Source organism: Stenotrophomonas sp. FR024, from assembly GCF_047500745.2.
Lineage (GTDB): Bacteria > Pseudomonadota > Gammaproteobacteria > Xanthomonadales > Xanthomonadaceae > Stenotrophomonas > Stenotrophomonas maltophilia_A.
Genome location: NZ_JAXAXM020000004.1, coordinates 38,481 through 63,985 on the forward strand (window position 1 = coordinate 38,481; position 25,505 = coordinate 63,985).

Genomic DNA, 25,505 nt, shown 5'->3' on the forward strand with positions numbered 1-25,505 from the left:
TTTTGTCTGGGGGTTGCGGGCCGGGGGCCGCCACTACCCGAAGGCGGGATCAACGCGCCAGCAGCGCGCGGGCCAGTTCCAGGTCGCTCTGCTGCTGTGCGGCAGTGCTCTGCTCACGCAGGTGGACAAGCGCCGCCTGCAGGCGAGCGCCACGGATCTGGCCGTCGCTGGCGACGAACGCGGCGGCATCGTCGCGTGCAGCCAGCACCACCTTGTCATCGCCCGAGCTGCTGCCCGAGGAACCGGAGGACGCACCGGTGGCCGAGCCGGCCGAGGTGCCGGCGAAGCTGGAAGCGAAGCCGGCCAGCGGCAGGGACAGCAGGGCAAGCAGCAGAAGCGGACGGGTCATCGGTTCGAAGCCGGTTGTTAGGAAGCGTGGAGCGTAACGGGTACGTGAAGGATTTGCCCGGCTCAAACGTCGAACAGCTTGCCGGGATTCAGCCGCGCTTGGGGATCGAACGCGCGTTTGACCGCCTTCATCAGCGCGATCTCGGCCGGGCCGCGAGTGCTGTCCAGGTAGCCCTTCTTGACCAGGCCGATGCCGTGCTCGGCCGAGATGCTGCCATCGAAGCGGGCCAGCACCTGCGCCAACAGCTTGGTTACGTGCTCGCATTGCGCCACGAAATCAGCGTCGCTGGTGTCGTCCGGCTTGAGCACATTGATGTGCAGATTGCCGTCACCGATGTGGCCGAACCAGACCACGTCGAAATGCGGATAGGCCTGCCCGATCAGCGCCTGGGTCTCGGCCAGGAACGCAGGCATCGACGAGATCCGCACCGAGACGTCATTCTTGTAGGGCGTGTAGCGCGCCAGCGATTCGGTGATGCCTTCGCGCAGGCGCCACAGCTGCGCGGCCTGGGCATCGCTGGCGCTGATCACACCGTCGCTGACCCAGCCATTGCCCATGCAGTCCTCGAACGCGGCCATCGCCGCCGCTTCCTGGGCCTCGTCGCCCGCGGCGAACTCGGTGACCACGTAGTACGGATGCACCTCGTCGAACGGTGCCTGTGCGCCATGTGCCTGCACGTGCTCCAGCGCCCGGTCGGTGAAGAATTCGAAGGCCTGCAGCTGCAGGCGCGCGCGGAACGCGGCGAATACCTGCATCAGCACCTCGAAGCTGGGTACGGCCAGCAGCATCACATTGCTGGCCGGCGGCGGATCGGTCAATTTCACCGTGGCTTCGACGATCACGCCCAGCGTGCCTTCCGAGCCGATCAGCAGCTGGCGGAAGTCGTAGCCGCTGGAGTTCTTGATCAGGCCCTTGTTGAGCTCCAGCAACTCGCCATCAGCCGTGACCACTTTCAGCCCGGCGATCCACTCGCGGGTGTTGCCGTAGCGGATCACGCGGATGCCACCGGCATTGGTAGCGATGTTGCCGCCGATCGAGCAGGACCCGCGCGCGGCGAAATCCACCGGGTAGATCAGGCCGTGATCCAGCGCGGCGTTGTGCACGGCCTCCAGCGGCATGCCGGCCTGCACCACCAGGGTGCGATCGACCGCGTCGTAGGCCAGTGCCTTGTTCATCCGTTCCAGGCTGAGCACCAGCTCGCCGTTGGCGGCCACCGCGCCACCCGAGAGGCCGGTGCGGCCACCGGACGGCACCACGGCCACGCCCTCACCTGCGCTCCAGCGCATCACCGCCTGCACTTCCTCGACCGTGGCCGGCAGTGCGATCGCCAGCGGCGCCGGCGTCCAGCGCCGGGTCCAGTCGCGCCCGTAATGCTCCAGGTCGGACGGATCGGTCTTCAGCTTCAGGCCGGGGCAGGCTTGTTGCAGCGAGGCAATGCGGGAATCGGTCATGACGGTCCAGCGCGGTGCATGAAGAACGGGCAAGCGTGCCAGCGGCACGCGCCAGCGTCCAGCCCCGCAGCCGTGCAGATAGCTACGGATGCAACCAATTGCGCACTGCACCATGGTCGCTGCGATCTGGCATAGTGGTCAGCCCCTGTCCCACTGGCCGTGTCGCCCCATGTCGCCGAAGAAGACCTCGTTCCCGAAGCAGGATATCCGCGTGCTGTTGCTGGAGGGGGTCAGCCAGACCGCCGTGGAGGTATTCAGCGCCGCCGGCTACAGCCAGATCGAAGCGCACACCAAGGCGCTGCCCGAGGACGAACTGAAGGCGCGCATCGCCGAGGCGCATATCGTCGGCATCCGTTCGCGCACCCAGCTCAGCGCCGAAGTGCTGGCCGAGGCCAAGCGCCTGATCGCGGTGGGCTGCTTCTGCATCGGCACCAACCAGGTCGACCTGGACGCGGCCGAGCTGGCCGGCATCCCGGTGTTCAACGCGCCGTACTCCAACACCCGCAGCGTGGCCGAACTGGTGATCGCCGAGGCGATCATGCTGACCCGTGGCATTCCGCAGAAGAACGCTGAATGCCATCGCGGCGGCTGGTCGAAGTCGGCCAGCGGCAGCCATGAAGTGCGCGGCAAGACGCTGGGCATCATCGGTTACGGCCACATCGGCACCCAGGTCGGCGTGCTGGCCGAATCGCTGGGCATGCAGGTGATCTTCCACGACGTGGAAACCAAGCTGGCACTGGGCAATGCCCGTGCGGCGGCCAGCCTGGACGACCTGCTGGCGCGCGCCGACATCGTCACCCTGCACGTGCCGGAGACCCCGTCCACGCAGTGGATGATCGGCAGCACCGAGCTGGCGAAGATGCGCAAGGGCGCGCACCTGATCAACGCCGCACGCGGTACCGTGGTCGACATCGATGCGCTGGACGCGGCACTGGCCAGCGGCCACGTCGGCGGCGCCGCGCTGGACGTGTTCCCGGTCGAACCGAAGGGCAACGGCGATATCTTCGAATCGCCGCTGACCCGCCACGACAACGTGATCCTGACCCCGCACGTGGGCGGCAGCACGCTGGAGGCGCAGGACAACATCGGCGTTGAAGTGGCCGCCAAGCTGGTGCGCTACAGCGACAACGGCAGCACCCTGTCGGCGGTCAATTTCCCGGAAGTGACCCTGCCCGAGCACGCCGACAGCCTGCGCCTGCTGCACATCCACCAGAACGTGCCGGGCGTGCTGTCCAAGGTCAACGAGATCTTCTCGCGCCACAACGTCAACATCGACGGCCAGTTCCTGCGCACCGACCCGAAGGTGGGCTACGTGGTGATCGACATCACCGCCAGCGAGGAACAGGCCGCCGCCGTGCGCGACGAGCTGGCCGCGATTCCGGGCACGCTGCGCACGCGCATCCTGTACTGATCGAAGGTTCGGCGGGCATGGCCCGGCCCGCAAGATGACGGTAGCGCCGGGCCATGCCCGGCGACATGCATCTGCACCACGCGACCCCCTCATGGAGCGGATCTGCCGGGTTGCAGTAGAGCCACGCCATGCGTGGATGGGACACCTCAGAACCTTACGGCGTAAAGGCTCTTGTAGAAGTCCCAATGGATCAGAACCCTGTCTTCCATCGACAGGAACAGCGTATCGACGAAATCCAGCTCCTCGGCATGAACCAGCCAGTCCTGCAGGCGGCTGCCCAGCGAAGGCACCGCCCCATCCACCTGGACAATCGTCAACACAGCTTCGCATGGCAAGCCAACAGCACCTGCAATGGCACTCAACTCCTGCGCCAGCCGCTCCCGCCCCACCTCTGGGACCTCCAGGCGCGATGGCACGCGCTCCCAGTTGATGGATGTGATGACGGGCAATGCAGCCTTGATCATCGCGAGTGCCGCATCCTGCTTCGCCTCACCACAGGCATGAGCCGCAACAAACGCTGCACAGCCGTCGGAGAGCATCAGCGCGCCAACCACCGGCGCGCCATGCGCTGCATGGATTCGTCCGATTCCGGATCGGCCGCGACCTCGGTCACCGGCCGCCAGGCCAGTTCCAGCGACTCCTCGCTGAGCACGAAGGCCTCGCCACCCAGCGCGCGGATCACGAAACGCACGTCGTAGTGCCAGTGTCCCGGCACGTCCTTGCGCTCCGGAATCCAGTGCTTGTCCAGGTCGAAGATGGCCGGGTCTTCCAACACCAGGCCGCTCAGTCCCGATTCTTCTTCGGCTTCCTTCAGTGCCACCTGGGCCAGGTCGCGGTCGCCGTCGGCGTGGCCACCCAGCTGCAGCCAGCGCTGCAGCTTGCGGTGATGGGTCAGCAGCAGGCGCTGGCCGTCGGCACTGACCAGCCAGCAGCTGGCGGTGAAGTGGCCGGCCAGCCGCTCGCGCCGGAACGGATCTTCCGGATCGTCCAACAATGTGCCGAATTCGGCAGCCAGTGCGTCGTGGGCGGGCTCGCGCCGGGCATAGTCCCGCAGCAGGCCACGCAGGCGATCGTCAAGCACGGCAAGGGTTTCGGCGGTCTGGCGCATGAATGGGGGCGGTCTGGAAAAATACTGCTCATTATCGCCGTTCATTGTTGCGATTGCGCTTGTGCGTTGGCTTCAGCTTTGGCTAAGGTACAGCGGGCCGTTCGCGCGGCCTTCACCATTCCAGGGTTGCCGGCAACGTATCGGCGGCCCACCCAATCCGATCACTAGGAAGTACTGCATGCTGAAAGCTCTGTTGAGGGTCAAGCCGGTTGAACCGGCCGGGCACGTCGATGCCGGCGAACCCATCGAAGGCAGCCTGGACGGCGAAGCCACGTTGAAACGGACCCTCACGGCTAAACACCTCATCCTGCTTGGCGTGGGTGCGGTGATCGGCGCTGGTATCTTCGTGCTGACCGGCCAGGCCGCGGCCAACCATGCCGGCCCGGCGGTGATGCTTTCGTTCGTGCTGGCCGGTTTCGCCTGTGCCCTGGCGGGCCTGTGCTACGCCGAATTCGCGGCGATGATGCCAGTCTCCGGCAGCGCCTACTCCTACTCCTACGCCACCCTCGGCGAAGGCATGGCCTGGTTCATCGGCTGGTGCCTGGTGCTGGAATACCTGTTTGCCTCGGCCTCGGTCGCGGTGGGCTGGTCGGCATACCTGATCAGCTTCATCACCACCACGCTGCACATGCCGTTCCCGGATGCCCTGAGCGCAGCCCCGATCGCCTGGACCGGCAGCGAGTTCATCGCCTCGGGCAAGCTGTTCAACCTGCCGGCAGTGCTGATCGTGGCGGCGGTGTCCGGCCTGCTGTACGTGGGCGTGACCCAGTCGGCCTTCGTCAACGCGATCATCGTGGCGATCAAGGTCACCGTCATCTGCCTGTTCATCGGCATCGGCGCGGCCCACATCGACCCGGCCAACTGGCAGCCGTTCATCCCGGAAAACACCGGTGTGCCGGGTGAGTTCGGCTGGAGCGGCGTGTTCCGTGCGGCCACCATCGTGTTCTTCGCCTACATCGGCTTCGATGCGGTCTCCACCGCCGCCGGTGAAACCAAGGACCCGCAGCGCAACATGCCGATCGGCCTGCTCGGCTCGCTGGCCGTGTGCACCATCGTCTACATCATCGTCTGTGCGGTGCTGACCGGCATGATGCCGTACCACCTGCTGGGCACCGACAAGCCGGTGGCGACCGCGCTGGAGCCCTACCCGACCCTGTCCTGGCTGAAGACGTTCGTGGAAATCGGCGCCATCGCCGGCCTGTCCTCGGTGGTGCTGGTGATGATGATGGGCCAGACCCGCATCGCCTACACCATCTCCCGCGACGGCCTGCTGCCGAAGTTCTTCGGCAGGGTCCACGCCCGCTTCCGCACCCCGTACGTCGCCACCATCGTGGTCGGCGTGATCGCCGCGGCACTGGCCGGCCTGGTACCGCTGAACGTGCTGGGCGAACTGGTCTCGATGGGCACCCTGCTGGCCTTCGCCACGGTCTGCATCGGCGTGCTGGTGCTGCGCTATACCAAGCCGGAGATCCACCGCCCGTTCCGCGTGCCGGCGGTCTGGATCATCTGCCCCCTCGGCGCAGCCACCTGCCTGTTCCTGTTCTGGCAGGCGTTCGTGGTGCACTGGCACCTGTTCGTTGGCTGGACGCTGCTCGGCCTGCTGATCTACCTGGGCTACGGCATCCGCAACAGCAAGCTGGCCAAGTCGCCCTGATCCGCCTACGGGCCGGCCTCGCGCCGGCCCGTCCGTTTTCCCCGCGCGCCGGTCATGGCGCGCTTCGACAAGACCACCACACATGTTCAAGCAACTGTGGGCCACCAAGCACCCGCATGCCGCCCATGAAGACGCCAACGGCCTGAGCCTGCGCCGCCACCTCGGCCCCTGGGGGCTGACTGCCCTGGGTATCGGCGCGGTGATCGGCGGCGGCATCTTCGTCATCACCGGCCAGGCCGCCGCCAACCACGCCGGCCCGGCCATCATGCTGTCCTTCGTACTGGCCGCCATCTGCTGCGCCTTCTGCGCGCTGGCCTACGCGGAATTCGCCTCGATGGTGCCGGTTTCCGGCAGCGCCTACACCTATACCTACGCCACCTTCGGCGAGCTCTCCGCCTGGTTCATCGGCTGGATGCTGGTGCTCGAGTACGGCGTCTCCGCCTCGGCGGTCGCGGTCAGCTGGACCGGCTATTTCCTCAGCCTGCTCAGCCAGTTCGACATCCATCTACCGGCGGCGCTGGTCAGTGCCCCACTCGATGCACAGCTGCGCCCCACCGGCGCGATCGCCAACCTGCCGGCCGCCGCGCTGGTACTGCTGCTGACCTGGCTGTGCTACGTCGGCATCAGCAAGTCCTCGGCGATGAACATGGCGATGGTCGTGCTGAAAACCGGCCTGATCGTGCTCGTCATCGTGGTCGGCTGGAAGTACGTGGACACCAGCAACTGGACTCCGTTCATTCCGGCCAATGAAGGCTCCGGCAAGTACGGAATGGAAGGCGTGCTGCGTGGCGCGGCGATGGTGTTCTTCGCCTACATCGGCTTCGAGGCGGTGTCGGTGGCGGCGCAGGAATCGAAGAACCCGCAGCGCGACATGCCGTTCGGCATGATGCTGTCGCTGGTGATCTGCACCGTGCTGTACATCGCCATGGCCGCAGTGATGACCGGCCTGGTGCCGTTCCAGCTGCTGGGCACCGACGAGCCGGTGGTGACTGCAGTGGCAGCGCATCCGCAGCTGGGCTGGCTGCGCTGGGTGGTCGAGGTGGGCGCGCTGGTCGGCCTGTCTTCGGTGGTGCTGGTGATGATCATCGGCCAGCCGCGCATCTTCATGATCATGGGCCGCGACGGCCTGCTGCCGCCGGTGTTCACCAAGATCCACCCGAAGTACCGCACCCCGCACATCAACACCGTGATCACCGGCATCGGCATCGCCCTGCTGGCGGCGCTGTTCCCGCTGGACATCCTGGGCGAGCTGACCTCGATGGGCACGCTGATCGCGTTCGCGGCGGTGTGCGCGGGCGTGCTGATCCTGCGCCGCACCCAGCCGGACCTGCCGCGTCCGTTCCGCATGCCGATGGCGTGGCTGATCTGCAGCCTGGGCGTGCTGAGTTGCCTTGCCCTGCTGTCGGCGATGACGATGCACAACTGGATGCTGATGGCGGTGTGGACGTTCGTCGGCTTCGTGATCTATTTCTGCTACGGGTTCAGGCACAGCCGGCTGCGGGTGAAGTAAAGGGATTGCAGGGCCTGCGGCCCTGCACCCGCCTTTGAAGCCGGAGCAACGACAAGAGCTGGGCAGAGGGTTTGGCGGGGAGGCATGGGTTCGCGGGGGACGCCGTGAATCCATCCCTGGAGGCTTGGCCGCGGCATCCATGCCGCGGACACCCCCGCGAACCCATGCCTCCCTGCCCATGACAGTCTCCCGGCGCATCCGGTGGATCCGCGCCATGCGTGGATGAATTCGGTCTGGGAAATGAATTCTCTGTAGAGCCGAGCCATGCTCGGCTCCGAGCAAGCGCAGCGCCGCGACCCGCTTCTGCCTTTCCTTCTTCACTCCGTGGCTGACGCGCACGGAACCTGTCCGTGGTCGGGCGGGTGGGTTGTGCAGGGGTGTCCGCGGCATGGATGCCGCGGCCAAGCCCCCAAGGAAGGGTCTACGGCGTCCCCTGCACAGCCCACCCGCCCGGCCAAAGCAAGAAATCCAGCCCGGCGAGACAGCCACGAGGGGCTCAGCCGTTGGCCGAATCCAGTAAAATCGACGGCATGAACGCCCCCACCTTCCCGTACGACACCGCGCGCCTGAGCGAACTGGCCCAGCTGCTGATCGACAACGTCCGCGAACTGGCCCACGCCGGCTGGACGCCGGCCACCAGCAGCAACTTCTCCCACCGCCTGGATGACCGCCACGCCGCGATCACCGTCTCCGGCAAGGACAAGGGCCGCCTGATCGAGGACGACATCATGGTGGTGGACTTCGACGGCCTGGCCGTCGGCCGCCCGCTGCGCCCGTCCGCCGAAACCCTGCTGCACACCCAGCTGTACCGCCGCTTCCCGGAAATCGGCTGCGTGCTGCACACCCACTCGCCGGTGCAGACCGTCGCCTCGCGCCTGTACGCGCCGCAGGGCCACATCCGCCTGGAAGGCTACGAACTGCTGAAGGCCTTCGCCGGCAACAGCACCCACGAGATGGCCATCGACGTGCCGGTGTTCGCCAACACCCAGGACATGAACGTGCTTTCGAAGCAGGTCGATGACCTGCTCGACCGGCAGAACCTGTGGGGCTACCTGATCGACGGCCACGGCCTGTATGCCTGGGGCCGCGACATGGCCGAGGCACGCCGCCACCTGGAAGCGTTCGAGTTCCTGTTCCACTGCGAGCTGGAACTGCGCAAGCTGCGCGGCTGAACCCGCAAGCAGGTGCAGATGCCGATCCGGAATCTGCACCTCGTGCCCACCCTGCTACCCTGTCTTCCCCCCGAGACGTTCAAGCTGCCGCCATGAGCCGACTGCGCATCTATGACGACACCCGCCCCGAATCGCCGCTTCTGGATACCCAGGACGGCGCGGTCATCGCTGCCGAGCTGCAGAAGATCGGCGTCACCTTCGAGCGCTGGCAGGCCACCGCACCGGTCGCACCGGGCGCCAGCCAGGATGAAGTGTTCGCCGCTTACCGCGCCGACATCGACCGCCTGGTTGCCGAGCGCGGCTTCAAGAGCGTGGACGTGGCCTCGATCGCCCCGGACAACCCGAACCGCGCCGAGCTGCGCAGGAAGTTCCTCGACGAACACTTCCACAAGGAAGACGAGGTGCGCTTCTTCGTCGCAGGCTCCGGCCTGTTCACCCTGCACGTGGGCGACAAGGTCTATGAGATCGAGTGCGTGAAAGACGACCTGATCGCCGTGCCCGATGGCACCACCCACTGGTTCGACATGGGCGAAGAGCCCAGCTTCGTGGCGATCCGCTTCTTCACCGAGCCGGATGGCTGGGTCGGTCACTTCACCGGCACCGACATCGCGCAGAAATTCCCCCGTTACGTACCTACCCAGGCATCCTGATCCATGCAGCCCCGCGTCATCCTGACCGATATCGAAGGCACCACCAGCAGCATCTCGTTCGTCAAGAACGTGCTGTTCCCCTATGCCCGCAAGGCGCTGCCCGCGTTCGTCGCCGAGCACGGCCAGCAGCCGGAAGTCCGCCGTTGGCTGGATGCGGTGGCCACCGAGATCGGCGGCGCCTGCCAGGACAGCCTGGTAGCCGAGACGCTGCAGGGCTGGATCGACCAGGACCGCAAGCACACCGCACTGAAGGCGCTGCAGGGCCTGATCTGGGACGAAGGCTACCGCCGCGGCGACTACACCGCGCACTTCTACCCGGAAGTGGCGCCGGTGCTGAAGGGCTGGCACGCCTCCGGCCTGCCGCTGTACGTGTACTCCTCCGGCTCGGTGCCGGCGCAGAAGCTGTTCTTCGGCTTCAGCGACGCCGGTGACCTCAGCCCGTTGGTGTCGGGCTGGTTCGACACCGAAGTCGGCGGCAAGCGTGAGGCCGACAGCTACCGCCGCATCGTGCAGGCCATTGGCGTGCCGGCCGGCGAGATTCTGTTCCTGTCGGATGTGGTGGAAGAACTGGATGCTGCCCGCGAAGCCGGCCTGCAGACCCGCCTGATTGATCGCCTGGATGACTACCCGCTGCCGCGCACCGGCCAGGCCGCCAACGGCCACGAGCGGGTCGAGAATTTCCAGCAGATCCAGTTGTAAACGCCGCCTGCCGATGGGCTCTGCGGCATCGGCTACCGGGTACCGCTCTTGGTAGATGCCAACCTTGGTTGGCATACGACCGATGTGTCAACCAAGGTTGACACCTACCAAAGCGGCGGAGAAGAGCTGGATGCTGCCCGCGAAGCCGGCCTGCAGACCCGCCTGATCGACCGCCTGGACGACTACCCGCTGCCGCGCACCGGCCAGGCCGCCAACGGCCACGAGCGGGTCGAGAATTTCCAGCAGATCCAGCTGTAAAGAAGAGATGTGTGCGGACCAACCGTCCGCACCTACCCGTCTCCGCTTCTGGTAGATGCCAACCTTGGTTGGCATGTTCGGGGTGTGCCAACCAAGGTTGGCACCTACCAAAACAGGATGCGCCGCCTTCAACGATCGTTGAGGGTTTTTACCTTCAGCGCTTCGCGCAGCGTCGTCAGATCCACCGGGCCGCGTACTGCGATGTCGCGGGTTTCGCCCGGCAGCAGATCCAGCAGGTTGTCTTCCACCTGCACGTCCAATGCACCGAAGTCGATCCACACCGAACGCATGTAGGCCGCGCTTTCCAATCGCAGACGGTAGTGGTCGCCTTCAATGGACAGGCTGGCCTTGAGCTTCTGCCGCGGCAGGATCTGATCCTTGGCCTCAACGAAGCCGACCACCTGGCGGGCACTCACCGCCCCGTTCTGCAGCAGTTCGAACACGGCCACCGTGCGCTTTGGATCGGCACCGGCCAGCAATTCGGCGTCGCGGAAATCACCGATCGAGGTGACACCGGCGGCAGCCAGCGACACCGCTTCCTCGCGGCGGCGAAGCACCTTGCCGTCTATATCCATCACCCGCAACCGCCAGCGTGCATCCAGCGCGGCACCGTCGTTGATCAGGCGCACCCGCGTACTGCCCTCGTCGCGCAACGCCGCCACCGCCACCGGCGCGAAGAAACGCCGCGCGGCGAAGTGCAGCGCCTTCCAGCGACCGAAGTAGTCCACGCTGGACCATGAAGCACCTGGCCAGACGTCGTTGAGCTGCCAGTACAGCGAGCCCATCGTGTACGGCCGCGAGGCGCGATGATGCAGCGCCGCCAGTGCGATGCCATCGGCCTGCATCACCTGGCTGAGGTAGACGAAGTCCTCGAAGTCCTTCGGCGTGCCGTAGCCCAGTTCGATGTAGTGCAGCAGGCGGCTGTTGCCCTCGCCGGCCATGAATTTCTGGTGCGCGCGGATCACCGGGCTGTCGATGCGCTGCTCGGCGCGGGTGGCGATCTGGTCCACCGTCGCCACCGACGGCCACGCCTGCAGCCCGTACTCGGACATGAAGCGCGGGGTCTCGCGCAGGTAGGCCTGCACCGGCAACGCCGGATTGCCCCAGACCTGCCAGTAGTGCTTGTCGCCACGCGTTGAATCGTTGGCCTTCTCGTCAAGGTCGTTGCTGGGCGAGCTGGACCAGTACGGCACGCCCAGCCCCTCCTCACCCACCAGCTGGCGCAGGTCGTTGCCGAACAGGTCGACGTAGCCCTGCCAGACCTTCGCCGCAAATGCCGGGTCAGCTGCCTTCAGGTCGCGGCCGTGACCCCAGTCCTTCCAGGCGGTTTCCTCCTCGTTGTTGCCACACCACAGCACGATGCTGGGGTGATGGCGCAGCCGGCGCACGTTGTCACGCGCCTCGGCCACCACGCTTGCCCGGAAGGCCGGATCGTAGCCCGGCTGCATGCCGCCGCCGAACATGAAATCCTGCCAGACCAGCAGGCCCAGCTCATCAGCGATGTCAAAGAACGCATCGTCCTCGTAGTAGCCGCCGCCCCAGTTGCGCAGCATGTTCATGTTGGCGTCGCGCGCGGCGGTCAGCACCTGGCGCAGGCGTGCGGCATCGACGCGTGCGGGGAAGGCGTCGAACGGAATGACGTTGGCGCCCTTGGCAAAGATCTCCACACCATTGATGACGAAGGCGAAGCCCTGCCCTCCCTTGCCGTCTTCCTCGCGGCGCAGTTCGACCGTGCGCAGGCCGATGCGCTGCTCGCGCGCCAGCGTTGCATCGCCGCCACCATTCAGGCGAGCCTGCACGGTGTAGCGATCCTGCGCGCCATGGCCCACCGGCCACCAGCGCCGCGGTGTGGCCAGCTCAACCGGCAGCTCAACCGTATTCTGGCCTGGCTTCAGCAACACCGTGCGTTGCACTTGGGCCACGTTGCGGCCTTCCGGATCCTGCACATCCACAGTGACCATCGCAGAACCGGCAGCGCTGCCCTGCTCCACCTGCAGCAACACCGCCAGCTTCGCCTGCTCCGCGCTCAATGCATCGGTACGCACAGCAAGATCGGCCAGGCGGTGCGCGTCCCAGGCCTGCAGGTCGACCCCGCGCCAGACCCCGGCGGTGACATAACGCGGGCCCCAGTCCCAGCCGAAGTGGTAGGCCGGCTTGCGCGCGAAGTTGCCGACCATCGCCTCCTTCGGCTCATCGCCATAGGGCGACGGGTAATTGCCAGCGATCTTGTGCGGCATTGCCTGCACGCCCGGCAGCAGCGTGCGGATCGGTGAGCGGAACACGATCTGCAGTTCGTTGCCGTTCGCGCGCAGGCGCCCGTCCACACGTGCATGCCACGTGCGGTGCGCGTTGTCCGCGCGCAGCAGCGGCTTGCCGTTGAGGCTGACCTCGGCGTAGGTATCCAGCCCGTCGAAACGCAGCTCGGCATTCGGCTTGGCCAGCGTCGCCGCATCCACGTCAAAGCGGGCGCGGTACTCCCAGGCAGCCAGGCCGATCCATTGCAGCTCGGCCTCGGGTGCACCGACGTACGGATCGCGGATCAGCCCATGCGCCAGCAGGTCGGTGTGCACGCTGCCCGGCACCTTCGCCGCACGCCATTGCTGCAGGCCTGGACGCGCGGCGCCCTGCGCGTCGCCGGGCAGCATGCGGAATTCCCACTGCGCCTGCAGCGGGGCTGCGGCCACCGGGAAGGAGATGGCTGCAGTCAGCAGCAGGAGCAGACGGACAGCGAGGGAAATGCGATGCACGTGGCGCTCCTGTTTTTCCGCCGGGCGTGACCCGGCGCTACCGATTTCGGATTGCCAGGCATGGCCTGGCACTACTGCATTCGAACGATCTTCAACGCACGACGTTCAACACTTCGTAGCACGCGCCCATGGTGTGGTAATCCACCTTGCCGGCAGGGCTTTTCTCGTCGCTGTACTTGCGGTTGTCGGCATCGAGAATGCGGAACCATGCACCGTACTGGTGGTCGACGAAGTGCTCCCACGAATACGCCCAGATGCGTTCGTACCACTGCCAGTAGCGGTCATCGCCGGTACGCTTGGCCATCAGCGCGGCGGTCGCCAGCGTTTCGGCCTGCACCCAGAAATACTTGTCGTCGTCGCAGACGAAGCTGTCGCCGCCGATCGGGGCGCCGTCCATACCGGGCTGCCGGCGCGATTCCGGTGCGAAGCCGTAGTACAGGCCACCACGGGTGTCGTCCCAACTGCGTGCGACGGCGACGTCGAACAGATGCTGCGCGGTCGGCACCAGCCAGTCGGCCTGCACGTGGCGATCGAGGATCAGCAGCAGTTTGGCCCACTCGGTCTGATGCCCCGGCTGGAAGCCCCACGGGCGGAACAGGTGCTTGGGATCGTCCAGGTTGTAGTCCCAGTCGATTTCCCAGTTCACATCGTAATGTTCCCAGACCAGGCCACCGGCCTTGGCGGCCTGGCGGCGGGTCATGTTGTCGGCCAGCTGCAGCGCGCGCTCGACATAGCGCTGCTCGCCACTGGCCTCGAACGCGGCCAGCATCGCTTCGCACATGTGCATGTTGGCATTCTGGCCGCGGTAGCCAGTGAAGCTCCACTGGCCGTCAGCCTCGTCCTTGTACAGGCCATGCTGCGGCTCCCAGAAGCGTGCTTCCAGCAGCTGCCAGGTCTCGTCCATCCAGTCGCGCGCCTGCTCGATGCCCGCCTTCAGCGCGCAACTGTAGGCCAGCAGCACGAAGGCCACGCCGTAGCAGTGGTTCATATCGTCCTCGACCTTGCCGTCGCGCAGGGTCCAGGCATAACCGCCGGTGGCCGGGTTGCGGTGCACCTCGCGCAGATAGCGCACGCCATGCTCGACAGCCTCCCGGTATTCGGCATTGCCGAACTCGCGGTAGGCCATCGCATAGTTGAAGACGAAGCGGGTGCTGCTCACCAGGTGGCGGTGGCTGGCATCGTAGATGCTGCCGTCATCACGGAAGTAGTGGAAGAAACCGCCGTCCGGATCGATGCAGCGCGGGTGGTAGAACGCCATCGTGTCGGCGATATGCGCGCGCAGGAACGCGGGCGAACGGAAATCGGGCGAGGTGCTCATGCGGTAATGTCCTGGGCCTGCAGCAGCTGCTGCACTTCATCGAGCGAGGGCATCGCGGCGAACGCGCCCTTGCGGGTAACAGCCAGCGCACCCACGGCGGCACCGAAGCGCAGCGTGGCGGTGATCGCCTCCGGGTCCTGGCAGAACGCGGCAAAGCCTGCGCCCGCCCCACCACGCTCCAGCAGGCCGACCAGCACGCCACCGACGAAGGCATCGCCGGCGGCCGTGGTATCGACGGTGGCCACGCGGAAGCTGGTGACCGTGCCGTGGTTGTCGCGCGTGTACCAGTGCAGCGTGGCCGCACCATCGGTAACGATGACCCAGCGCGCCTGCGCGGCCAGAAGGCGCTTGAGCACCACTGACTCGCCATCGGCACCCAGCGGTGCCGCCAGGTAATCCAGCTCCTCGCGCGACAGCTTGACCAGGTCGGCGCGCTCCAGCGCCTGCCACAGGCGCGGCGTCGGATCTTCGTTGGCTGGCCACAGAGCCGGGCGCAGGTTGAGGTCCAGGCTGACCACCGCACCGGCGGCACGGGCGCGCTCCATGCCGGCGAAGGTCGCCTCGGCGATGGCCGGCTCGGTCAGGCTGTTGGAACAGACGTGGAAGCACTGCGCGCTGTCGAGGCACTCCGCCTGGAAGTCACTGTCACGGAACAGCAGGTCAGCCGCCGGCGGGCGGTAGAAACTGAAGCTGCGCTCGCCACTGGCATCCAGCGCGACGAAGGCCAGCGCAGTCTTGGCGGCGTCGGTGCGCACGATGTAATCCGTGCCCACGCCGTGCTCGACCAGACTGTCGGCCAGGAAATCACCGAACATGTCGCGGCCAAGCATGCCGACGAACTGCGTCTTCGCCCCCAGCCGCGCAGCCGCCACCGCGACGTTCGCCGGCGCACCGCCGGCGTACTGCAGGAACGCGCGCGGGGTATCGGCCGAGGCCGGCGGCTGCGCTAGTAGATCGATCAAAATTTCGCCGAAGCAGACAATGGCACCCATTTCCGACTCAGCCTCCCTGCGTTGCGGAAGCCGGCGGGCGCGAACCCACCAGGCCGTAGAAGATGATGTAGACGTAGCAGACCACCGGCAGCACGAAGCTGAGGTGCAGACCGATGCGGTCGGCCAGCACGCCCTGCAGCAGTGGGATGATCGCGCCGCCGACAATGGCCATGATCAACAGGCTTGACGCCTTGTTGGTCAGCGGGCCCAGACGTTCGATGGCCAGCGAGAAGATCGTCGGGAACATGATGGAATTGAACAGACCGGTCGCCACGATGCCGTACAGCGCGACCTTGCCACCCGACGCCAGCGTGACGCCCAGCAGCACCACATTGGCCACTGCGAATCCGGCCAGCAGGCCGCGCGGCGAGTACTTGGCCAGCAGCCACGCACCTGCAAAGCGACCAACCATGGCGCACCCCCAGTAGGCCGACACATAGTGCGTGGCCTGCTGTTCAGTCATGCCGCCGATCTCCGGCAGTGCCAGGTAGTTCACCATCAGGCTGCCGATGGACACCTCAGCACCGACGTAGAAGAAAATAGCCAGCACGCCGAAAAGTACGTGCGGATGCTTGAGTGCATCCAGCAGCGTGTGGTGGCCGCTGTCGGCCTGCTCGGTGGTCTCGGTCAAGCTGGGCAGGCGGAACAGGTAGACGAACACTGCCAGCAGCACCAGTGCGATGGCCAGGCCCACGTACGGGCCCTGCACCGACTGCGCTTCGGCGGTACGGTAGGCAATCTGTTCGGCCACGGGCAGCGCGTTGATCTCGTCGCCGCTCTTCACTGCGGTGCTCAGAATCAGGAAACCACCAAACAGCGGCGCCAGCGTGGTACCCAACGAGTTGAGTGCCTGCGCCAGGGTCAGACGGCTCGATGCGGTCTGTTCCGGGCCCAGCAGCGCAACGTAGGGATTGGCTGCCACCTGCAGCACGGTAATGCCGGTGGCAAGTACGAACAGCGAACCAAGGAACGCTTCATAGGTGCGCAATGCAGCCGACGGCCAGAAGCCCAGCGCGCCCACGCCGGCGATCAGCAGGCCGGCGATGATGCCCTTCTTGTAGCCCAGGTGGGCCACCAGCCGACCGGCCGGCACCGACATCAGGAAGTACGCGCCGAAGAAGGTGAACTGCACCAGCATCGCGCGGGTGTAATTCAGTTCGAACACCGCCTTCAGGTGCGGAATCAGCACGTCGTTGAGGCTGGTCAGGAAGCCCCACATGAAGAATATGGTGGTGGCAACCGCCAGAGCAGCACGGACATTCATGACCGGCGCCTGGCTGCTGGAGGTACCCGATGGACGGGGCGTTGCGGAGATCGGCATGCGGTACGCGCCTCGATGCGCGGAAGGTCGTTGTTGCGTGGAAGGGGTGTATGGAAGGAATCAGTTCGGTCGTGCGGCGCTGCTTTCGCGGATGCGCAACTGCACCGGCGCGACCGTGCGCCGTGGCGGCGCATCCGGCTCGTCCAGTCGTTGCAGCAACAGCGCGGCAGCTTGCCGACCACGCTCGCGCGGATCGGCAGTGAGCGTGGTCAACGGCGGCACCGCGACCGACGCCTCGGAAATATCATCGAAACCGGTAACGGCGAAGTCGCCACCCGGGCGGATGCCACGCGAGTTCAAGCCCAGCATCAGGCCCAGCGCGACGGTGTCGTTGTAGCAGACCGCTGCACTCGGGCGATGTCCGTCGGCAAACAGCTCATCGGTGCGCGCCGCAGCTTCCAGGCGGTTCGGCGCCGACTCGATCATCCAGCCCGGCGGCAGCGACAGACCGGCCTCGGCCAGCGCCTGCTGGAAACCGGCACGGCGCTGGTGGCACGAGCTCGATGCAGCGTGGCCGCCAAAGAAGGCGATCTGGCGATGGCCGCGCTCGATCAGGTGGCGCGTGGCCAGATAGGCGCCGTGCTGGTTGTCCAGGGTCAGGAAATCCCAGTCGGCCCCGTCCAGCTCGCGGTTGAACAGCAGCACGTTGGCATTGGCACCTAGTGCCTGCCGCAGCAGCGCGGTATCGCTGCCCTCGGCTGGCGACAGGATCAGGCCGGCCGGGGTGTGCTCCATCAACGTGGACAGCACCGCCTGCTGCCGCTCCGGCGATTCGCCGGTGCTGCCGAGCAGGGTCACGTATCCGCGTCCGCCCAGCGCCTCGTCCACGCCGGACGCGAATTCGGCGAAGAACGGGTTGGACAGATCGTTGATCACCAGCGCGATGCTCGACGAGGTGCGGCGGCGCAGGTTGGCCGCCGCGCGGTTGTAGACATAGCGCTGGCGGCGCAGTTCGGCCTCGACCTTGGCCCGGGTATCGACGTTGACCAGCGGGCTGCCGCGCAGCACCAGCGACACGGTTGCCCGTGACACGCCGATGGCACGCGCGATGTCGGTCACCGTCACCGCCTTGCCGGCGCGCTTGCTGGGACTGCTGCCGTTGTCGTTCATCGTCTTCCCGGACTCCGCTGGAAGCTCAAGCCTAATAGATCAGGGCCGTGTCGTGCCGTGCCGTTCGCTGGGTCACCGCGAACGGCACAGTCCGGCTCAGTGCAGCTGGCTGCCCGGTGCCGCGCACCAGGACACCGGCAGGTCCTTCACCGCCGTGCCCCAGCCCTGCTCCGGCGCCTTCGCGTCGAGCGCGAACTGCAGGCGCGGGCCCTGCTGCAGCTGGTTCCAGTCCAGCCACACCGGCGCATGCGCCTGGCCATCGACCTTCACGCCCTGCACGTACTGCAGGCGGCGGCCATCGGCGCCCGGCGCGTCGATGCGCAGGGTGCGGCCATTGCCCATGTCCACTTCCACCTTGCTGAAACGCGGGGTATGCAGCAGGAACTGGCCGCTGCCCGGCACCGCCGGATACACACCGATGGCACTGAACAGGTACCAGGCCGACATCGTGCCGAGGTCATCATTGCCGGTCACGCCATTCGGGGCATTGGTGAACAACTGCTGCGCGGCACGCACCACGGCAGCGGTCTTCCACGGCTGGCCGATCAGCGTGTACAGCCACGGCGAGTGCAGGTCCGGCTCGTTGTTCGGGTTGTAGCGGAACTGGTTGTAGTAGCTGTACGGCCCGACCACCCACTCCTTGCGGGCAGCGTTGAGCGGGTCGGCCTGCAGCGCGTTCATCGCGAAGAACGCATCCAGGCGGCGGCCAGCCTGTTCGCGGCCATCCATCGCTTCGACCAGGCCTGGCACGTCCTGCTGCACCAGCCACTGGTACTGCCACGCCGTGCCTTCATGGAAACCGTGGTGCGAGCGCGGGCTGTAGTGACCATCGGCCGGCGTGTACCACTGGCCGTCCTCGGTACGCGGGCGCGGGAAACCGGTGAAGCCGGTCTCGGCGTCACGCACCTGCGGGTCCCACACCTTGCGCCAGTTTCGGCCGCGCTCACGCAGCGTCGCCGCGTCCTGCGCGTGGCCGAGGCCATCGGCCATCTGCGAAAGCGCGCAGTCGGCCAGCGCATATTCCAAGGTGGCCGAACCGCCGTGGTGCGGATCGACGTCCATGCCCTTGGATGGGAATGCGCGGTCGTAGACCACGTAGCCCTTGTCCAGGTAGGTCGGGTTACCGGAACGGCCGGCCATGCGCGAGTTCAGCGGCGGCGTGCCGAACGCATTGCGACGCAGCGCGTCCCAGGCCTGTGTTTCGCGGCCCTTGAGCGCACCGAAGCGCCACAGGTCGACCATGAACGGCGTGACTGGATCGCCGGTCATGATGTTGGTCTCGAAGTTGGCATAGCCCCAGCGCGGCAGCCAGCCACCCTGCTCGTCGATCGCCAGCAGGGTACGGCCGATGTCACGCGCCACGTCCGGGCGGGTCAGTGCCAGCCACTGGTTCTGCGCGCGGTAGGTATCCCACAGCGAGAAGTACTCGTAATAGGTCCAGCCATCGGCGCGGTGGATACCATCGTCATAGCCGCGGTAGCGGCCGTCGGCATCGTTGCCGGTCATCGGCTGCAGCAGCGCGTGGTAGGCCGCGCTGTAGAACACGGTGCGGTCATCGGCCGTACCGCCCTGCACACGCACCCGACCCAGCTGCTCGCGCCACGACTGCTGGGACAGCGCACGCATGCGGTCGAAACCGAGCAGCGCCCCACCCTGCATGCCGTCCGCGCGCAGATTGATGCGCGCGCCTTCGGCGTCCACATGCGAGATCGCGCTGACCGCCGTCACCGACTGGCCCTTGGCCAGGTCGAAGCTGAGCCAGGCCCCGTTCGGCTTCTGCTCGCCTTCCATGCTGTGGCGCGCACCCGGCAGGCCACCGCCCTCACCCCAGGTACCGTGTGCCTTGAACGGGCGGTCGAACTCGATGCGGAACCAGGTGGTGTACTGATGGCCACCACAGAAACTCTTGGTGACCAGCTTGCCCTCGACCACGCGGTCGCCGACCACATCGACCACGCTGCCGATCACCGAATGGCGCTCATTCGCCTGGCCGACATTGACCAGCACGTGGCCATCGCCACTGCGCTGGCTGAAGGTGTAGCGCTCGGCCGCGGCACGCGTACGCGCGGTGGTCTCGGCATCGATGCCGCCGTAGCTGGTCAGCCGCACCTTGTAATAGCCCGCCTGGCCGATCTCGCCGTCATGCGTGTACGACGCGGCATAGGCCTTGTGGTCAAACTTCTTCGCGTTGCCGGTATCGAAATCGCCGCCGGGACCGATCGAACCGGTCACCGGCAGCACCGACACCTGGCCACCCTGCTCCCAGCAACCTGCGCCGGAGATGAAGGAGTGGCCGAAACCGCGGATCTTCTCGTCGTCGTAGCGCCAGCCCGAATAGTGGCTGCCGATCGGGCTGACCTGGATCAGGCCGAACGGTGCCGACGCGCCCGGGAACGTGTTGCCGTCGTCCTTGCTGCCGATGAAGGTGTTGACCTCGCGCTCCAGCGCAGCCGGCGCGGCCTGCAGCAGCACCGGCACTGACGACAGTGCGAGCAGGCAGGCCAGGCGCAGCAGCGGGCGCGAGGACACTGGGACGGCGGGAGCGGACGGCACTGGACGCATGTCGGGTTCCTGTAGTCGATGAGGCGGAGGCAGACGGCCGGGGCCGTCCGGCACCGTTCCGCTGAGCCCCGCCATGACTGGCAGAAAGCTCCCCCTGGAATGACGCCCGACCCACCAGACCGTGAATTTAGATCGATTCAAGTAGAGCATGCAGGTTCAGCCGAATGCATTCTGCGGCGCAGCATGAGAGGGGGGTGTTCGGCAGGGCTGCGCCCTGCACCCGCTGCGAGCTGGAGCAACAGCAACAGCAACAGCAACAGCAACAGCAGAAGCTGATTTCCTGTGGGGAGGCGGGGTGGGTCCGGTTGCGGGGGCCGCTGCAAGTACGTCCATGTAAGCTCGGTCGCCGCATCCATGCGGCTCACGCCCCCGCAACCGGACCCACCCCGCCTTCGACAGTTTCTCGCGATCTGCAGTAGATCTACGCCATGCGTGGATCAATCTCTGTCGGATAACGAAATCAATCGGGATCAGATCCGTTTTCCAACGGAGAACGGATCTGACCCCATGACCTCGCGTGATTCCAAGACCTATCCAACCGTCACCGGGAAACTGTCAAAGGCGGGGCGGTGTGGGCTGGCAGGACCGTTGGCGCCATGGATGGCGCCATCGAGCCCCCAGGGGTGAGGGCGCTTTGCTTGCGAAGCACTGCTTCGCAAGCGCCCGAACGCACAGCCGCCAGCGGCTGGGCCGGTCTGGGGGTTTACGGCGTGTCCTGCCAGCCCACACCGCCCCGCCAAACCAGCAGAAACCCAGAGCCGCTTTGGCTTTGGCTTTGGCTTTGGCTTTGGCTTTGGCTTTGGCTTTGGCTCCGGCTTTGGCCGTTGCCTTAGCTTCAAGCAGGTGCAGGGCGCAGCCCTGCCGCCCCACCCTCCCCTGCGCACGAAAACGATTTCACTGATTTCAGCAAACCGTCATGCCTTCGCCACGCCAGTACCATATTGCGGAGCAGCATGCGCCCGCGGGCGACCCATGCTAAAAAACGCCCGCCCATCGCTTAGATCGATCCAAGAACGACACTGCGATGGCCGGGAGTTGGGGGAGCAGCAACAGGACGTACCAGGCCACGCGCACGGTGCTACTGCCACTGCATGGCAATAGCGACAATGTCACTTCAAATTAGATCGATTCAAGTTGTCCGTGCCACGTCACCGGATCAATCCAGGAGAGAGGGAGAGATGGGAATGAAGCATTCAACACGTACGCATGGCCAGGATGCACTGGCGCTGGCCATCGCGCTGGCCTTGGCCGCCGCCGTCATTCCGGCTGGCGCCGCCGCGCAGCAGGCCGCTTCCACCGGCTCGCAGGAAGCCACCAACCTGGACAGCGTCCAGGTCACCGGCTACCGCTACGCCATTGAAAAGAGTCTTGAGCAGAAGCGCGACGCCAACGCCGTGGTCGAAGTGATCACCGCCGAAGACGTCGGCAAGTTCCCCGACAAGAACGTGGCCGACGCACTGCAGCGCGTGCCCGGCGTGGTCATCACCCGCAGCGGTGGTGAAGGCAAGAGCGTCAGCGTGCGCGGCCTTGCGCCGGACCTGACCCTGACCCAGTTGAATGGCAACTACGTGGCCACGTCGGAAACCAACGACGAAGCCACCCGCTCGTTCAACTACACCCTGCTGCCGTCGAACATGCTGTCCAGCGCCGAGCTGTTCAAGTCGCCGGAAGCACGCATCGACGAAGGCGGCATCGGCGGCACGGTCATCCTGCACACCCGCCGTCCGCTGGACATGGAGTCCAACTCGGGCTTCGTCACGCTCGAGGGCACCTCCTCCGATACCCACCACGATATCGACCCGCAGGCCTCGGCCCTGTATTCGTGGCACAGCAAGGACGAGCGTTTCGGCGTGCTGGTCGGCGTGACGCAGCAGAAGCGCACGACCCGTACCATGGAAGCCAGCACCGAGGACTACCAGTGGTACGGCGCCGGCAAGGCACGCGACGCCTATGGCAACGTGCAGCAGCAGGATGGCATCCACTACTGGTGGGGCAAGTCCGGTTTCAACAACCAGACCGGCGGCAACTACAGCGATTTCTTCATGCCGACCTCGGTCAACTTCGCCGTGAAGGAAGAAAAGCGCGAGCGCAAGGGCGGCCAGCTGACCTTCCAGTTCAAGCCGGTCGACAACGTCACGATGACCGCCAACTACTTCCGCTTCGAGCTGCAGGGTGACTACACCCAGAACATGCTGAAGATTCCGGAATGGAGCATGGCCCGCTTCAACGGCGATGGAAACTGGGCCGGCGGCCGCCTGCTCAACGGCCTGGATTTCGACCCCAGCGGCAACACCGTCACCGGTGCCCAGTTCGAAAAGCTGGCCGGAAAGACCTACTACTGCAGCGAAGACCAGGCCAAGGCCGCCGGCCTCAAGCCCGGCGGCTGGGGCCCGGACGACTGCACGATTCCGACACCGCAGCTGACCGGTGGCTACAGCAAGGAAAAGGCGCTGTCGCAGACCGCCGACCTGACCATCGACTGGGACATCAGCCCGCTGTGGAAGGCCTCGTTCACCGGTGGCCGCACCTGGTCTGAAGGTGGTCCGTCGATGAACTTCCGCATGTCGGCCAAGCCGCGCCGCAAGGTCGGCAACGACTACCTGTCCGGTAACCAGTACAGCGCATGGGACCTGACCGGCACGCCGTCTGCCACCTTCTCGCCCGACCTGCAGCAGCAGCTGATGAACGGCATCGCCGAAGTCGACACCGGCTCGACCGATTCGTCGTGGAAGCGCACCGAGGTCAAGCAGAACTACTTCCAGGCTGACGTGACCAAGCTGTTCGAGTCCGGCTGGCTGGATTCGATCCAGTTCGGTGCCAAGTACCGTGATGGCAAGGTCCACCGCAACACCGGCAACACCTACTGGGTATGCCCGGGCCGTGACCCGGCCGACTATGACAACAGCCGCTACCAGAGTGGCTGCGATCCGACTGCCGGCGATGCGCAGCCCGGCTTCTTCCTGTCGAACCCGATCAGCAACATTGCCGGTGGCTTCAATGCCAACGTGTTCCCGGGCATCAACTACCCGGCGTACATCGACTATCTGAACAAGACCTACGGTGGTTCGCACAACCGCACCGAGGAAGACTTCGTCTACAACGTCAACGAGAAGATCTACTCCGGCTACTTCCAGGCCAACTTCCGCACCGAGCGCCTGCGCGGCAATGTCGGCGTGCGCGTGGTGCGCACCAAGCAGTTCGCGCAGTCTTCCGACTCGATCGAGAAGTTCAACGACTACTTCCTGGACAACGCGTCCGGCGCGCCGATGGCGTGCACCGACCCCGCCGCTGCGGCCTACCCGACCTACAGCTGCGAGAGCGGCTTCGTGCGCCTGCCGCATGACCTGGCGCAGAGCAAGACCTACAGCCTGATCGGCGTGGACCGCACCTACACCGACGTGCTGCCGAGTTTCAACATTGCATGGGACATCACCGACACGCTGGTGCTGCGTGGTGCCGCATCGAAGGTGATCGCCCGCCCTGGCTACACCGATATCGCAGCACCGGGCGCACTGAGCTACTACAGCGAGGAGTACGTCAATGATCGCCGCGTTGCCGGTGGCGCATCGACCGCAGGCTGGGTCGGCCAGGGCAGCAACAAGCAGCTGGAGCCGTTCAAGGCCACCCAGTTCGACCTGGGCCTGGAGTGGTACTTCCAGCCGGGCGCGGTCGCCGGCGTCAGCCTGTTCCGCAAGAACGTGGACAACTTCACCCTGCCGGTGGTGCGCGACACGCCCATGGTCATCAACGGTGAAGCGGTGAACGTGCAGCGCTACGAGACCCAGGCCAATGGCCGCGATGGTGTCTCGCAAGGCGTCGAGCTGTATGGCCAGTACACCTTCGATTTCGGCTTCGGCGTGCAGGCCAACTACACCTACAACGACACCAACCTGGCCTCCATTGTTCTGGACGGTCAGGAAATCGGCTCCTCGCCACTGGTCGGCAGCGCCAAGAACCAGGCCAATGTCACGGTGTTCTACGAGAACGAGAAGTTCCTCGCGCGCGCCTCGTTCAACCGTCGCGGCCAGGTGGTCGGTGGGCTCAACAATGGCCTCACCGTCTACACCGAGCCGTATGACCAGCTGGATCTGAACGTGGCCTACAACCTGACCCCGGACTGGACCCTGACCGCCTCGGTGATCAATGCCACCAAGTCCGAGCAGCGCGTTCACCTGGGCAGCGACACCAAGGCACGCCTGATCTCCAATACCTACGCAGGCCGCCAGCTGTACTTCGGCGCTACCTGGAAGTTCTAAGGCAACACCGGGTTGCCCGGGCCCGCCCCGGTGCAACCCACGCCCCGCCCTGGCGGGGACGTTCCTCCACGGCAGCCACGCTGGTACAGGTGGCTGCCGTTTTCATTGGTGCTTTGTCTTCGGTTCAGCCCTGCGCTTGACCCTGCCAATGTTGGAAGGTGCACACTGGCGCCACCCCAAGAGCACCGAAGGAGCTACAGATGGAATTCCACGTGGAAGGCATGACCTGCGGCGGCTGCGCACGCAGCGTGACCAAGGCAATCGAGCTGGTCGATCCGCAGGCCAGCGTGCAGGCAGATCCGGCCAGCCGTCGCGTGCAGGTGCAGACCTCGGCCAGCGAAGCGCAGATCGTGGCGGCGCTGACCGATGCAGGCTTCCCGCCGCGCACGGCCTGATCCCCTAGCCTGCGCCTGCAACGAAAAACCCGCCCGGTGCAGCTGCACCGGGCGGGTTTTTTCATGCATGCAACGCCAGGTCAGTGCTTGTGCGTGCGGCGCCGTACTGCACCGGTCTTCGCGGTCTCCGGCGGTGCCAGGGTCTCTTCGTCTTCGCCCAGCCGCTGCAGGATCGGGCATTCCGGGCGCTCATCGCCCGCACAGCAGCTGATCAACGACTTCAGCGTGTCGGCCATCTGCCGCATGCTTTCGATACGCTGCTCCAGGTCGGCGATGTGCTGTTCGGCAAGATGCTTGACGTCGGCACTGTGCCGCGAGGTGTCGTTCCACAGGCCGAGCAGATCGGTGATCTCGGCCACCTGGAAGCCAAGATCGCGCGCCCGCCGAATGAAGCGCAGGCGGTGGATGTCCGCCTGCGAATATGCCCGGTAGCCGGACTCGGTGCGATCGGCCGCAGGAATCAGGCCGATCTGTTCGTAGTAGCGGATCATCTTCGCCGAAACGCTGGACGCCTTGGCGGCTTCACCGATGTTCATGCGGTT

Annotated in this window: 20 protein-coding genes; 9 read left to right on the plus strand and 11 right to left on the minus strand. The window is 65.8% G+C overall.

Annotated features, from left to right (window positions below; genetic code table 11):
• Positions 1-49 precede the first annotated feature (49 nt).
• Positions 50-349: a DUF2388 domain-containing protein gene (locus ACMZ91_RS05850; RefSeq protein WP_014037036.1), complete on the minus strand. Its 300-nt coding sequence runs from the start codon at positions 347-349 to the stop codon at positions 50-52.
• 62 nt (positions 350-411) lie between these two features.
• Positions 412-1,800: a D-2-hydroxyglutarate dehydrogenase gene (locus tag ACMZ91_RS05855; protein WP_049462090.1), complete on the minus strand. Its 1,389-nt coding sequence runs from the start codon at positions 1,798-1,800 to the stop codon at positions 412-414.
• Positions 1,801-1,969: 169 nt separating this feature from the next.
• Between ACMZ91_RS05855 and serA the strand changes: the two genes are divergently transcribed.
• Positions 1,970-3,211: a phosphoglycerate dehydrogenase gene (gene serA, locus ACMZ91_RS05860; RefSeq protein ID WP_014037034.1), complete on the plus strand. Its 1,242-nt coding sequence runs from the start codon at positions 1,970-1,972 to the stop codon at positions 3,209-3,211.
• Between the two features lie 146 nt (positions 3,212-3,357).
• Here the strand turns inward: serA and ACMZ91_RS05865 are convergent, their stop codons facing one another.
• Positions 3,358-3,750 carry a hypothetical protein gene (locus tag ACMZ91_RS05865; protein ID WP_152911142.1) on the minus strand — a complete coding sequence of 131 codons (393 nt, stop codon included), beginning with the start codon at positions 3,748-3,750 and terminating at the stop codon, positions 3,358-3,360.
• Entirely contained in the window at positions 3,750-4,364 is a 615-nt protein-coding gene (locus ACMZ91_RS05870) for an NUDIX hydrolase (protein WP_080356525.1), read from the minus strand. Before ACMZ91_RS05870 ends, ACMZ91_RS05865 begins: the two co-directional genes overlap by 1 nt.
• Before the next feature lie 133 nt (positions 4,365-4,497).
• Between ACMZ91_RS05870 and ACMZ91_RS05875 the strand changes: the two genes are divergently transcribed.
• The 6 genes from ACMZ91_RS05875 (at position 4,498) to ACMZ91_RS05900 (ending at position 10,262) form a co-directional block, all read left to right on the plus strand.
• A complete protein-coding gene (locus ACMZ91_RS05875) occupies positions 4,498-5,973 on the plus strand; it encodes an amino acid permease (protein ID WP_049462087.1) in 1,476 nt (491 codons plus the stop codon).
• Positions 5,974-6,055: 82 nt separating this feature from the next.
• Positions 6,056-7,483: an amino acid permease gene (locus tag ACMZ91_RS05880; RefSeq protein WP_414577731.1), complete on the plus strand. Its 1,428-nt coding sequence runs from the start codon at positions 6,056-6,058 to the stop codon at positions 7,481-7,483.
• 530 nt (positions 7,484-8,013) lie between these two features.
• Positions 8,014-8,655 carry a methylthioribulose 1-phosphate dehydratase gene (locus ACMZ91_RS05885; protein WP_032130340.1) on the plus strand — a complete coding sequence of 214 codons (642 nt, stop codon included), beginning with the start codon at positions 8,014-8,016 and terminating at the stop codon, positions 8,653-8,655.
• Between the two features lie 92 nt (positions 8,656-8,747).
• Entirely contained in the window at positions 8,748-9,305 is a 558-nt protein-coding gene (locus ACMZ91_RS05890) for a 1,2-dihydroxy-3-keto-5-methylthiopentene dioxygenase (protein ID WP_125895900.1), read from the plus strand.
• A 3-nt stretch (positions 9,306-9,308) separates the two neighbouring features.
• On the plus strand, positions 9,309-10,004 hold the full coding sequence (gene mtnC / locus ACMZ91_RS05895; RefSeq protein WP_043397315.1) for an acireductone synthase: 696 nt from the start codon (positions 9,309-9,311) through the stop codon (positions 10,002-10,004).
• 84 nt (positions 10,005-10,088) lie between these two features.
• On the plus strand, positions 10,089-10,262 hold the full coding sequence (locus tag ACMZ91_RS05900; RefSeq protein WP_428999680.1) for a hypothetical protein: 174 nt from the start codon (positions 10,089-10,091) through the stop codon (positions 10,260-10,262).
• Between the two features lie 128 nt (positions 10,263-10,390).
• Here the strand turns inward: ACMZ91_RS05900 and ACMZ91_RS05905 are convergent, their stop codons facing one another.
• The 6 genes from ACMZ91_RS05905 to ACMZ91_RS05930 all read right to left on the minus strand — a co-directional run bounded on the left by ACMZ91_RS05905 (position 10,391) and on the right by ACMZ91_RS05930 (position 20,312).
• Positions 10,391-13,009: a beta-mannosidase gene (locus ACMZ91_RS05905; protein WP_414578559.1), complete on the minus strand. Its 2,619-nt coding sequence runs from the start codon at positions 13,007-13,009 to the stop codon at positions 10,391-10,393.
• 91 nt (positions 13,010-13,100) lie between these two features.
• Entirely contained in the window at positions 13,101-14,327 is a 1,227-nt protein-coding gene (locus ACMZ91_RS05910; protein WP_100468325.1) for an AGE family epimerase/isomerase, read from the minus strand.
• Positions 14,324-15,319 carry a carbohydrate kinase family protein gene (locus ACMZ91_RS05915; protein ID WP_032130344.1) on the minus strand — a complete coding sequence of 332 codons (996 nt, stop codon included), beginning with the start codon at positions 15,317-15,319 and terminating at the stop codon, positions 14,324-14,326. The genes ACMZ91_RS05910 and ACMZ91_RS05915 overlap by 4 nt, the downstream gene beginning before the upstream one ends.
• A 7-nt stretch (positions 15,320-15,326) precedes the next feature.
• Positions 15,327-16,583 (minus strand): L-fucose:H+ symporter permease, encoded by a 1,257-nt coding sequence (gene fucP, locus ACMZ91_RS05920; protein WP_414578556.1) that lies wholly within the window; start codon positions 16,581-16,583, stop codon positions 15,327-15,329.
• A 117-nt stretch (positions 16,584-16,700) separates the two neighbouring features.
• Positions 16,701-17,750 (minus strand): LacI family DNA-binding transcriptional regulator, encoded by a 1,050-nt coding sequence (locus tag ACMZ91_RS05925; RefSeq protein WP_049424705.1) that lies wholly within the window; start codon positions 17,748-17,750, stop codon positions 16,701-16,703.
• Between the two features lie 96 nt (positions 17,751-17,846).
• Positions 17,847-20,312, minus strand: a complete 2,466-nt coding sequence (locus ACMZ91_RS05930; protein ID WP_197655967.1) for a GH92 family glycosyl hydrolase — start codon at positions 20,310-20,312, stop codon at positions 17,847-17,849.
• A gap of 1,178 nt (positions 20,313-21,490) precedes the next feature.
• On the opposite strand from ACMZ91_RS05930, the gene ACMZ91_RS05935 reads away from it, so the two are divergent.
• Together ACMZ91_RS05935 and ACMZ91_RS05940 are read left to right on the plus strand one after the other, a co-directional pair.
• Complete coding sequence (locus ACMZ91_RS05935; RefSeq protein ID WP_277779031.1) at positions 21,491-24,568, plus strand: TonB-dependent receptor; 3,078 nt, start codon at positions 21,491-21,493, stop codon at positions 24,566-24,568.
• A 200-nt stretch (positions 24,569-24,768) separates the two neighbouring features.
• Complete coding sequence (locus ACMZ91_RS05940; protein WP_021204511.1) at positions 24,769-24,963, plus strand: heavy-metal-associated domain-containing protein; 195 nt, start codon at positions 24,769-24,771, stop codon at positions 24,961-24,963.
• An 80-nt stretch (positions 24,964-25,043) separates the two neighbouring features.
• Here ACMZ91_RS05940 and cueR read toward each other — a convergent pair whose 3' ends face one another.
• Positions 25,044-25,499, minus strand: a complete 456-nt coding sequence (gene cueR / locus ACMZ91_RS05945) for a Cu(I)-responsive transcriptional regulator (protein ID WP_032129957.1) — start codon at positions 25,497-25,499, stop codon at positions 25,044-25,046.
• Positions 25,500-25,505 lie beyond the last annotated feature (6 nt).

Bases quoted from the DNA above. Each gene is read 5' to 3' on its own strand.
- ACMZ91_RS05850 (WP_014037036.1), bottom strand. From the start codon at position 349: ATGACCCGTCCGCTTCTGCTGCTTGCCCTGCTGTCCCTGCCGCTGGCC.
- ACMZ91_RS05855 (WP_049462090.1), bottom strand. From the start codon at position 1,800: ATGACCGATTCCCGCATTGCCTCGCTGCAACAAGCCTGCCCCGGCCTG.
- serA (WP_014037034.1), top strand. From the start codon at position 1,970: ATGTCGCCGAAGAAGACCTCGTTCCCGAAGCAGGATATCCGCGTGCTG.
- ACMZ91_RS05865 (WP_152911142.1), bottom strand. From the start codon at position 3,750: ATGCTCTCCGACGGCTGTGCAGCGTTTGTTGCGGCTCATGCCTGTGGT.
- ACMZ91_RS05870 (WP_080356525.1), bottom strand. From the start codon at position 4,364: ATGAACGGCGATAATGAGCAGTATTTTTCCAGACCGCCCCCATTCATG.
- ACMZ91_RS05875 (WP_049462087.1), top strand. From the start codon at position 4,498: ATGCTGAAAGCTCTGTTGAGGGTCAAGCCGGTTGAACCGGCCGGGCAC.
- ACMZ91_RS05880 (WP_414577731.1), top strand. From the start codon at position 6,056: ATGTTCAAGCAACTGTGGGCCACCAAGCACCCGCATGCCGCCCATGAA.
- ACMZ91_RS05885 (WP_032130340.1), top strand. From the start codon at position 8,014: ATGAACGCCCCCACCTTCCCGTACGACACCGCGCGCCTGAGCGAACTG.
- ACMZ91_RS05890 (WP_125895900.1), top strand. From the start codon at position 8,748: ATGAGCCGACTGCGCATCTATGACGACACCCGCCCCGAATCGCCGCTT.
- mtnC (WP_043397315.1), top strand. From the start codon at position 9,309: ATGCAGCCCCGCGTCATCCTGACCGATATCGAAGGCACCACCAGCAGC.
- ACMZ91_RS05910 (WP_100468325.1), bottom strand. From the start codon at position 14,327: ATGAGCACCTCGCCCGATTTCCGTTCGCCCGCGTTCCTGCGCGCGCAT.
- ACMZ91_RS05915 (WP_032130344.1), bottom strand. From the start codon at position 15,319: ATGGGTGCCATTGTCTGCTTCGGCGAAATTTTGATCGATCTACTAGCG.
- fucP (WP_414578556.1), bottom strand. From the start codon at position 16,583: ATGAATGTCCGTGCTGCTCTGGCGGTTGCCACCACCATATTCTTCATG.
- ACMZ91_RS05925 (WP_049424705.1), bottom strand. From the start codon at position 17,750: ATGAACGACAACGGCAGCAGTCCCAGCAAGCGCGCCGGCAAGGCGGTG.
- ACMZ91_RS05930 (WP_197655967.1), bottom strand. From the start codon at position 20,312: ATGCGTCCAGTGCCGTCCGCTCCCGCCGTCCCAGTGTCCTCGCGCCCG.
- ACMZ91_RS05935 (WP_277779031.1), top strand. From the start codon at position 21,491: ATGGGAATGAAGCATTCAACACGTACGCATGGCCAGGATGCACTGGCG.
- ACMZ91_RS05940 (WP_021204511.1), top strand. From the start codon at position 24,769: ATGGAATTCCACGTGGAAGGCATGACCTGCGGCGGCTGCGCACGCAGC.
- cueR (WP_032129957.1), bottom strand. From the start codon at position 25,499: ATGAACATCGGTGAAGCCGCCAAGGCGTCCAGCGTTTCGGCGAAGATG.